We start from the raw sequence: 8712 nt of genomic DNA on the forward strand, positions 1-8712 counted from the left end.
TTGTCCTTGCAGCGTCGCACGGAACCGTGCCCATTCACCACCATGTAGGCACTTACCCCACCGCCCACTCCACGCCCAGCGTCGCCAGTGCTTGGAGCCGTTCCGCGCTTGCCGCGCAGAGTCTTGCTGTTGGACAGCAACACCCCCCAGGTGGTTCTGTCCGAGAACGGGCTCTGGCCCACTTGTTGTGGCTGCGTACGCTGAGTGACTGTTGATCTCCTCGTGCTGGTAGCTGAGATCGCCTGAAAATCGCCCGGCCGGTGGACGGCGTGGCCGACAGTGCTGCGTTGTGAACGAAGTACGGCCGCAACTCGACGAGTTGCTGTTCTCCTCGGTCCCACGGGGGGTGCCCGCGCGTTGGCCGAGCTGATGTGCCCCGCCAGCCCTCAGCCCCGAAGCAGCCATGAAAGGTTCAGACATGACCGCGGACTTCATTGCCTGGAATTCCCAGAGCACACAGTACGAGAAGGCGTTCGCGACGTTCCTCGCGCACACTGATCAGAAGCGGAAGGCCCACGACTATCTCCGCCAGGTCGTCTCCGCAATCCCCCATCGCCGGGTGCTGCTGGACGCAGGAGCCGGCAGCGGTGAGACCACCGGCCAGCTGGCCGGGCACTTTGAGCACACCGTCGCGGTCGAGCCCAACCCTGATTTACGCAAACGCCTGGCGCACCAGCTTCCCCAGGCAGAGATCCACGAAGAGGAGATCCTTAACGTCCGCCCCCGCAGCAAGGCCGACCTCGTGCTGTGCGCGCATGTCCTCTACTACATTCCGCTGGACCAGTGGCCCGCCCACCTGCGCCAGCTCGTGTCTTGGAAGACCAGCAGCGGGGTGTGTGTCATCGCCCTGCAAAACCCCGACAGCGACTGCATGCGCATGCTGCAGCACTTCGGCGGTCCCCGCTTCGACCCCCGAAGCGCCCTGGACGGCAGGCTCACCAGACTCGTTGATCTGGTCACCGTGCCTGCGCACGTGCAGACCCCCGATCTGCCCGCCGCCGTGGAAGTCGCCGCCTTCATGCTCGGCCTCGCCCCCTTGCCAGCCCCTCCCCGCCGGGAGCAGGTCGAGGACTACGTCCAGGCCAACTTCTCCGTAGCGGGCGGGTACAGATTCACCTGCACCCAGGACTTCCTCCACATCGGGTAGCGAGATCAGATGCACGATGGCCCTCCAGTACGCCATACATCGGCGACAGTTGCAGGCGCTTCCCATGGCACGGCATGACGGGATCGGCACCCTCGCCTCCTGCGCCACTGGGGTCGCGCTCCCGGTGAAGGTCACCTGGAAGAACCCCGCGATGGGCAGGGACCGCGCCGACGTTGTCCTGACCACCCCGGAGGCTGGGGATGACGCTGCTGTTCATCGAGGATGGTGCGTGTGGACCGGATGCTGTTCCTGGATGGACGGTTTGCCGGCGCGGTCGGTCTCGTCCTGCACGAGCAGGGAGAGCAGCGATGCGACGGGGAGGCCGGCTTCGGCGGGGTGGCGCAGTACCTTGTCCGGTTCGATGCGGTAGGTGTTGGTGCGCCCGTCGCGGGTGTGGGAGAGATACCCGTCCCTCTCGAGGTCGGAGATGATCCGCGACACGGCGCGCTCGGTGAGCCGGCAATGGGCGGCGATGTCACGGATGCGGGCGTTCGGGTTGTCGGCGACGGTTGCCAGGACACGAGCGTGGCTGGTGATGAACGTCCATCCGGTGTGGGATTCGGGCACTGCGACCATGCTGAGCATTTTAGGGGACATCTCTTGCTGGAACTCTGTTGCATGACATACTTTTCCTGCAATCGATGACATGCTCCCGCTGGGAGCGCCACAGAAGGAGCCGGAAGGTGCCCTGGAACGAGGCCGGTACACCCACGCTTGTGAGAGGCTGCGGTGAGAAGCCCAAACACGGCACCGCGCACGCCTCGCATACGGCAGAGGTACAGCAGTACGAAGGGTCCGGCGCCTGGGTCATCGCGGCTCGCGGCTCCTACGACATGGACTCCATCACGCCGTTGGCGGAGGCGCTGGATGCCGCGGCAAGGAAGTACCCGAAGGTGATCCTCGACGCCTCCGGCATCACCTTCGCGGACTCGTCCTTCTTGAACCTGCTGATCCTCACCCACCAGGCCGGCACCCTGCGCGTGGTGGCGCCGTCCCAGCCGGTGCGGCGACTGTGTGAGATCACCGGAGTCGACCAACTCCTCAAGATTCGCGGCACGATCGAAGAGGCTGCCGTTTCCTGACGTGCGGTCCACCCGCCGCCCGCCCAGGGCCGTGGTCACACGCTCCTGCTCGACGGCAGCCCACTGCTGGGTGACTCCGAACATGGGCACCGGTGCTGAGGGCGAGGAAGGCACGCGGTCGGGATCCCGCAGTGCCGCCAGGAACTCCCGGAGGGCGGACCACCAGGACCACGGCCAGGACCAGGGCCGGCCCACCCTCGGGTCAGCGGGGAGGACCACGACTCCCAGATGGACACCGCGATCTGAGAGGGAACACCTCCGCGTCGGCGGGCTTCGTGGCGACGTTGGACTGCACGTGGCGGCAGCTGCTGCCGGTGTTCGGCCCCGCCTGGCCCACGGTCTACCGCCGGTTCGCCCAGTGGAGCCGGGACCGGGTCTGGGCCCGGCTCTACCGCGTGTCCTCGATGAACTTGGAGCGCGGGGCGAGCTGGACTGGTCGAGGTGCGCAATCGACTCCGTCAGTCTGCAGGCCGCAAAAGGAGGCCATTGACCGGACCGAATCCGACCGACCGCGGCAAGCTGGGATCGAAGATCCACCTGATCACCGACCGGAACGGACTGCCGTTGTCCCTGGGTATCTTCGGCGCGAACATTCACGACAGCCTGGGCCCGGAACCTGTCGTCCGCGGCATCCCGCCCATCCGGTCCCGCCGCGGGCCCCGGCGCCGGAAGCCGGTGAAACTGCACGCCGACAAGGGCTACGACTACGACCATCTGCGTCGATGGCTCCGCAGGCGGGGCATCCGCCACCGCATCGCCCGCAAGGGCGTCGAGTCCTCACAGCGGCTGGGCCGGCATCGTTGGGTGGTCGAAAAACCCTGTCCTGGCTGGCAGGCTGCCCGAAGGCTCCACCGTCGCTACGAACGCAAGGCCGAGCACTTCCTCGCCTTCGTCGGCATAGCCGCAACCCTCATCGGCTATCGACGACTCACAGGCTGAGGCGCCGACTACCCGAGGACCTGTTCCGCCACCTGGCGATACTGCTTCGACCAGTCTTCCGTCAGTTCCCACAGAGCAAGCAGGCCGTCCTTCCGGAGACGGTCCTCCGCCTCCCGCTGGCAAGCCACCTCGAAGCGGGCCAGGCTGTCGAAGGAGCCGATACGGACAGCGGACGGCCAGGCTGCCGCCGCCTCCGAGGCGAAGCCCAGCGTCTGCGCTGCCACGATGTTCTGCTGCTTCGGCCTGGTCAGCACCACCGTGCCGAACACCAGACGGGTCCAGCCTCCAACGAAGGCATGACCCGGGAGCCCTGCCGGGTACCTGGCATCCAGAGACCAGCTCTCGGCAAACGTCGAACCGAGCAGGTCGTCGTCGAGTTCCCGGCCATCAAGAAATGCCCTGATGCTCTCCACTCCCGCCATGATCGAGGCGTAGGCGTCGAACAGGCCAGATCGCTCGGTCAGCACCTCAATGGCCCCGCCCAGCCGGATGGTTGCGGCGCAACACAGCGCTTCTCCAACGACGTCAAACGTCTCGTCCACGATCCCCCGACCCATGGCCCGACCCCCGACGGGAGGCACCCTCAGGCACGATAACCGCAAAAGCCATCAGGTGGTCCAACCACACCGGTGCACGGCGGTCACACTGTGTTGATGTATGAGTCTTTAGGCTGGAGGTGACCACCGCGCACAAGTCCCCGGCCGCCTCATCCGACGAAAGCGCGGCCGGGTGCCTCGTGCATGCCCGCGTTGCGTCCGGCCCGCCATGCGTCCCTGCGGTCGGCGGGGCAGCATGGTCGCAAGCGGCTCCGTTTCATCGCGGCGCCGGGAGGAGGCGCGGTGCTACGGACGCGGCTGTGCGACGTACTCGGTATCGATGTGCCTGTCATCGGCGCACCGTACGGGCCGTTCGACCAGGTCGATCTTGCCGCGGCTGTGTGCGGGGCTGGGGCTCTCGGCAGCCTGGGCACGGCGGTGCGCCCGGTAGCCGATCTGCGGCGCCAGTGGGCCCGGATGCGGGAGCTGACCGACCGGTCCTTCGCCATCAACCACACCCTCCGCCCCCTGAACGAGGAGGCGTTTCAGGCGACGCTCGACGAGCGCCCGGCCGCGATCTCCTTCCACCTCGGTGTTCCGGCAGACCTGGTGGACCGTGCCCATGACGCCGGCATCCTGTGGATCCAGCAGGTCATGGACGTCCAGCAGGCCGAGCAGGCCGTCAGCGCCGGCGTGGACGTCATCATCGCGCAGGGCGGCGAGGCGGGAGGCCAGGGCGGTGAGGTGGCCACCATGGTGCTCGTTCCGCAGGTCGTGGACATCGCCGCCGACGTTCCCGTCGTTGCCGCGGGCGGGATCGCCGACGGCCGGGGCCTGGCGGCGGCGCTGACCCTGGGCGCCCAAGGCGTGGCCATCGGTACGCGCCTGCTCGCGTCGGTGGAGATGGGGATCGACGAGGAGTGGAAGAACCGGATCGTCGCCGCCGAGGCACGCGACACGATAAAGGTCGTTCACAGCGACAGGTTCATGCCGCCCTTCTCACGCAGTGGTGCCTACGGCTTGCCGAGGTCGCTGCGTACGCCCTTCCTCGAGGATGTCGAAGCCCATCCCGAGCGGGTACAACCGGCCGAAGCGGGCCCACGCATCGTGGAGGCCATGCTCACCGGCCGAGGGCACGAGTACCTTCCCTTCACCGGACAGTCCGCAGCACTCATCCACGACATCCTTCCGGCAGCCGACATCGTGCGGCGGATCGTCGACGACGCGGAGACGATTCTGTGCCGGACCGCAGAGCCATGCACAAGCAGTGCTCAGCCATGACCGATTGCTGATCAGGACCGAATGAGGCGGCTGCGGCCCGTACCACTGAGTACGGCAGCCCGTACACCTACCGAGTATTCGACCCAGTTCTGGACGATCAGCCCGTCCCGGACCGGCTTGCGGTGTCAGCCGCAGTCGCCGCCACACTGACAGGCGGCGCCGCTCTGGCAGCCGCAGCTGCAGCCGGGACCGCACTGGCAACCACTCAGTGCCGTGCTGTCACCGGTCCCGACTGCAAGGGCGCCCCGTGGCTGGGCGGCGTGCCCTGCGTCCAGATCGCCCGGCCTGACGACGGCGGTCCGGTCCTGGTCGTCGCCGGGGCCGCCCGCTTCGAGCGGTGCTGGCTCTCGCCCTGGAGGAGGTGGGCTCACTGGCGCCTTGGCTGTCGTGCGGCCTGCGGGCCGGAGTGCGGGTTCCCCCGTTCGGCCCCATCCTGGAGCTGGCTCCGTCAGGTGCCACAGACCGACCTTCCGGGAGGTGCTGTGATCCTGTTCGCCCTCCTCACACCTGTGGTGATGGTGGCTTTGCTGTTCGGGGTGACCGCGTTTGAAGAGCGCCTTTTCCCGCAGCCACTGGTCGAAGAGGACGTCGACCCGTCGGCACATCATGCACCCACCTGCTGAGTAGCAAGGCTCCGGGTGCGTGCAGGTCCGTCAGCGCTTGGTCACAGGCCTTGGTAGGCGCGGCGCCGCAGGTCGTGTGGTGGCGAGCCTGCGGACGCTCGTTGCTCGGCCCCGCTGGGACCGGAGCAGGGGTTGGGGCGCCGGGTGGTGGCGGGGGGCCGGTCACCACCACCCGCTACTGCTTTCAGCCGCCGTGACGCACGCGGAGCCACCACAGGACGAGACTGACCAAGCCGGTACCTGCACCGTAAGAGACACCCTTGACGAAATACGTCAGGGCCAATTTCCGGCGCTTAAAAATCTGCACCCGGGTCTGCTCTCCCATAGAACGCCAAATGCTGCTCATCAGATACCTCCTGAAGAAGGTGAGAGGGACTTTCCTGGCCTTGAAGGGGTCAAGGCGGGGTGAAGTCTATGACGTTCAAAGGGATGGAAACTCCCATGGTTAGAAAGCAATCCATAGGCTCTCCAGATTCCTTCTCGAGTGCAATGAGAAGAGGCAGGCGGACGCCGTCCCTCGCGCGTCCGGACACTGTCACCGCAGGTAAAAGGTCTTTGGCGGAATTTAAGTCCCGACACCGTCCGCCCCGTCCGGACGGTGTCCCCGCAGGTAGAGCTTCCACTCGGAGCAAACTGTCCGGACACCGTCCGCTTACGTCCGGACGCCGTCCTCGTGGGGGCGGACGCTGCGTCCCCCTCAGAGCGGCCTGGGCCCTGTCACCGGACGCTGTCCACCATGCTGTCCGGACGGTGTCCGGACTTTGTCACCGCAGGCAGAAGCGGTGATCGGGAACGCCGTCCGCCGTATCCGGACACATCTGCGGACAGGGCGGACGGCGCGTCCGGGCGAATCCCCGGACGCGCCGTCCGCCCCAGCCCGACAAGGGAGCTACCCGCTGCGAGGAAAGCGGGAAAGCAGCAGCTAGCAGAGCCTTTTAACGTCAAGTGCTGCCGCCATAGGACACCGTCCGCGCCGTCCGCGGAGCGTCCGCGTCAGCCTACGAGTGACATTAACTCATCGTGCGAAAGCGAATGCATTCCTGACGCAATGGCCCATCATGTGTCTTAGATCACACTCGAAAGAAGTGAATGATCGACCGGAAGTCTTGAAGTGCTCAGCGAGGAAAAACTGGCGCCAACGAGATTCCCTTGGCGTTTTGCGATGTGCCGGTTTGGTGGCAGTGGGTGGGTGTCAGTGACGGCACATCAGAGGTGGGTGTTTTCGATGGTCGGGTGCTGAGGAAGGGCGTGGTCACTGTCATGGAGCGGTTTCTGTAGCGGCGTGGCTGTCATGGGGCGGTACACCCCGCTCCGCTCCACTGTCTTGAGAACGGCGCTTCTGATCCTTCCGAGGGCTGCGCGGCGGCACGGTGGCCGGTAACGGTGTCCGCGGGCGGAAGGGTGTGGGGTGGGGGAGCCGGGCGCGTGGGGTGAGGTCACGGCGGGGTTGGGGGTGTCCAGGCCGGTGCTGGTTGCGCGGCTGCTGGAGCTGGATGCGGCCGGGGCGTTGACGACGGCGCATGTGCGGGCGGGCGCCCAGGTCGGCGGGGTGAATGTGCGCACGGTGTGGCGCTGGCTGGATGCGGCGCGGACGGAGGGCCGCATGGAGCGCAGGCCGCGGGCCCGGCTGGAGTTGTCCGAGCAGATGTGGGAGGTGCTGGCTCAGGCGGGCGGGAATGTGGCGGCGCTGCACCGGCATCTGAAGGCGGCCGGGGGCGAGGTGCCCTCGCTGGCGTCGTTGCACCGGGTGGTGCGCCGGGACCTTCAGGCCGGCAGGGTCCTGCCGGACCGCGCGGTGGTGCGGCGGGAGCGGGAGCAGCAAACGCGGCAGGCACTGGCTGACCTCGCCCTGGCCGGGCCGCAGGGGGGCCGCGCGGTGAAGACGTCTGCGCCACCGCGTCTCGGGCCAGAGGCGACCGGGAGCTTGCCGGTGGGGGAGAACGGTGCGCTGGCGGGTGTGGCGTTGCCGGCGGGCGCGCAGCTGGTGCGGACGTCGTCGGTGCGGGCGGTGGCCGAGGCGGTAGGTCAGGCGATGGCGACCCAGGGCGCGGTGTGTGTGTTCGGCGATCCGGGCCGGGGCAAGACCGCGGCCGTGCGGATGGCGCTCCACGAAGTGCCCCCGGGTTGGAAGGTGACGTGGGTGCCGGTGCCGGTGCGCCCGTCGGTGGCCGACATGAGGCGGGCGGTATTCGACGCGCTGGGGCTGGCGGGCCGTTTCCCGCACACGTCGGCGCTGGCCGACGCCGCGGTCACGGGGGCCTGGGGTGAGGCGCGGGTGCTGGTGGTCGACGAGGCACAGCGCCTGCCCGTGCCGTGTCTGGAGTACCTGCAGAGCCTGTGGGATCACCCCGGCACCCGGGTCACGCTGGTGCTCGTCGGGGCGGGCAGTGAGCGGGCGCTGTCCCGGCTGCCGCAGCTGGCATCGCGGGTGGTGGCGTGGCAGGAGGTTCCACGCTTGACCGGAGCGGAAGTGGCGACCGTGGTGACCGGCTTCCATCCGCTGTGGCGCACCGTACCGGCTGCGGATCTGACGTGGATCGACCGGTCGTGCGCGCACGGCACGTTCCGCACGTGGGCCGCTTTGACTGCGCACCTGCAGAACGCGCTGCTCACCATTGCTGATGCATCCATCGACCGGGCCTTGCTGAGGCGGCTGTTCCAGCGGGTCGCGCCGCCACTGTGAACGGAGCGCTCCTGCAAGCAACGGGAGGGCGATCGCATGCTCCCGGCCACCGGCAAGCACACGACGTCCCACCCGCGTGAGGGGAGCTGACATGAAGGACGGCGACGCCATCCGCCCAGACGGCGGACTGCCTGCGGCGTCGAGGACGGCACTGCGCGGTCCGGCCGTGCGGCGGCTGCTCGCACTACGGGCAGGGAAGAAGCTGACAGCAGTCCATGTACGGGTGGCCGCGGACGCGTTACTGACCTTTCCGTTGAGTTGTCGCATCAAGCGGGAGGCCTGTTTCGGCGAGGCAACCGTCGATCAGGTGGGGTTGTCGTTGGATCTGGCGCAGGCCGCTGCGGACTGCTTCGACGAGGTGGTCGCGGTCGGTGAAGACGACGTTGGCGGTAGTGCTGCGCCGGAGCAAGGACCAGATTCC

Annotated in this window: 7 protein-coding genes and 2 pseudogenes; 6 read left to right on the forward strand and 3 right to left on the reverse strand. The window is 67.6% G+C overall.

What is annotated here, in order from left to right:
* Positions 1-418 precede the first annotated feature (418 nt).
* Positions 419-1147 carry a class I SAM-dependent methyltransferase gene (locus tag ACZ6BB_RS39930; RefSeq protein ID WP_471620009.1) on the forward strand — a complete coding sequence of 243 codons (729 nt, stop codon included), beginning with the start codon at positions 419-421 and terminating at the stop codon, positions 1145-1147.
* A gap of 213 nt (positions 1148-1360) precedes the next feature.
* On the opposite strand, the gene ACZ6BB_RS39935 is transcribed toward ACZ6BB_RS39930, so the two are convergent.
* On the reverse strand, positions 1361-1723 hold the full coding sequence (locus ACZ6BB_RS39935) for a helix-turn-helix transcriptional regulator (protein ID WP_471620015.1): 363 nt from the start codon (positions 1721-1723) through the stop codon (positions 1361-1363).
* Positions 1724-1830: 107 nt separating this feature from the next.
* Here ACZ6BB_RS39935 and ACZ6BB_RS39940 point away from each other — a divergent pair, with 107 nt between their 5' ends.
* Positions 1831-2229 (forward strand): STAS domain-containing protein, encoded by a 399-nt coding sequence (locus tag ACZ6BB_RS39940; protein ID WP_471620010.1) that lies wholly within the window; start codon positions 1831-1833, stop codon positions 2227-2229.
* Positions 2230-2360: 131 nt separating this feature from the next.
* Positions 2361-3168 (forward strand): annotated as a pseudogene (locus ACZ6BB_RS39945) (IS5 family transposase).
* Between the two features lie 8 nt (positions 3169-3176).
* On the opposite strand, the gene ACZ6BB_RS39950 reads toward ACZ6BB_RS39945, so the two are convergent.
* Complete coding sequence (locus ACZ6BB_RS39950; RefSeq protein WP_471620011.1) at positions 3177-3710, reverse strand: hypothetical protein; 534 nt, start codon at positions 3708-3710, stop codon at positions 3177-3179.
* 198 nt (positions 3711-3908) lie between these two features.
* Here ACZ6BB_RS39950 and ACZ6BB_RS39955 point away from each other — a divergent pair, with 198 nt between their 5' ends.
* The 3 genes from ACZ6BB_RS39955 to ACZ6BB_RS39965 all read left to right on the forward strand — a co-directional run bounded on the left by ACZ6BB_RS39955 (position 3909) and on the right by ACZ6BB_RS39965 (position 8291).
* Complete coding sequence (locus ACZ6BB_RS39955) at positions 3909-4985, forward strand: NAD(P)H-dependent flavin oxidoreductase (protein WP_471620012.1); 1077 nt, start codon at positions 3909-3911, stop codon at positions 4983-4985.
* Positions 4986-5467: 482 nt separating this feature from the next.
* Complete coding sequence (locus tag ACZ6BB_RS39960) at positions 5468-5608, forward strand: hypothetical protein (protein WP_471620013.1); 141 nt, start codon at positions 5468-5470, stop codon at positions 5606-5608.
* Positions 5609-7061: 1453 nt separating this feature from the next.
* Positions 7062-8291, forward strand: coding sequence for an AAA family ATPase (locus tag ACZ6BB_RS39965; RefSeq protein ID WP_471620014.1), 1230 nt, complete (start codon positions 7062-7064; stop codon positions 8289-8291).
* A gap of 238 nt (positions 8292-8529) precedes the next feature.
* On the opposite strand, the pseudogene ACZ6BB_RS39970 reads toward ACZ6BB_RS39965, so the two are convergent.
* Positions 8530-8712, reverse strand: a pseudogene (locus ACZ6BB_RS39970) (hypothetical protein); the annotation flags it as partial.

The sequence above is a fragment of the Streptomyces sp. NPDC041108 genome, assembly GCF_055592645.1.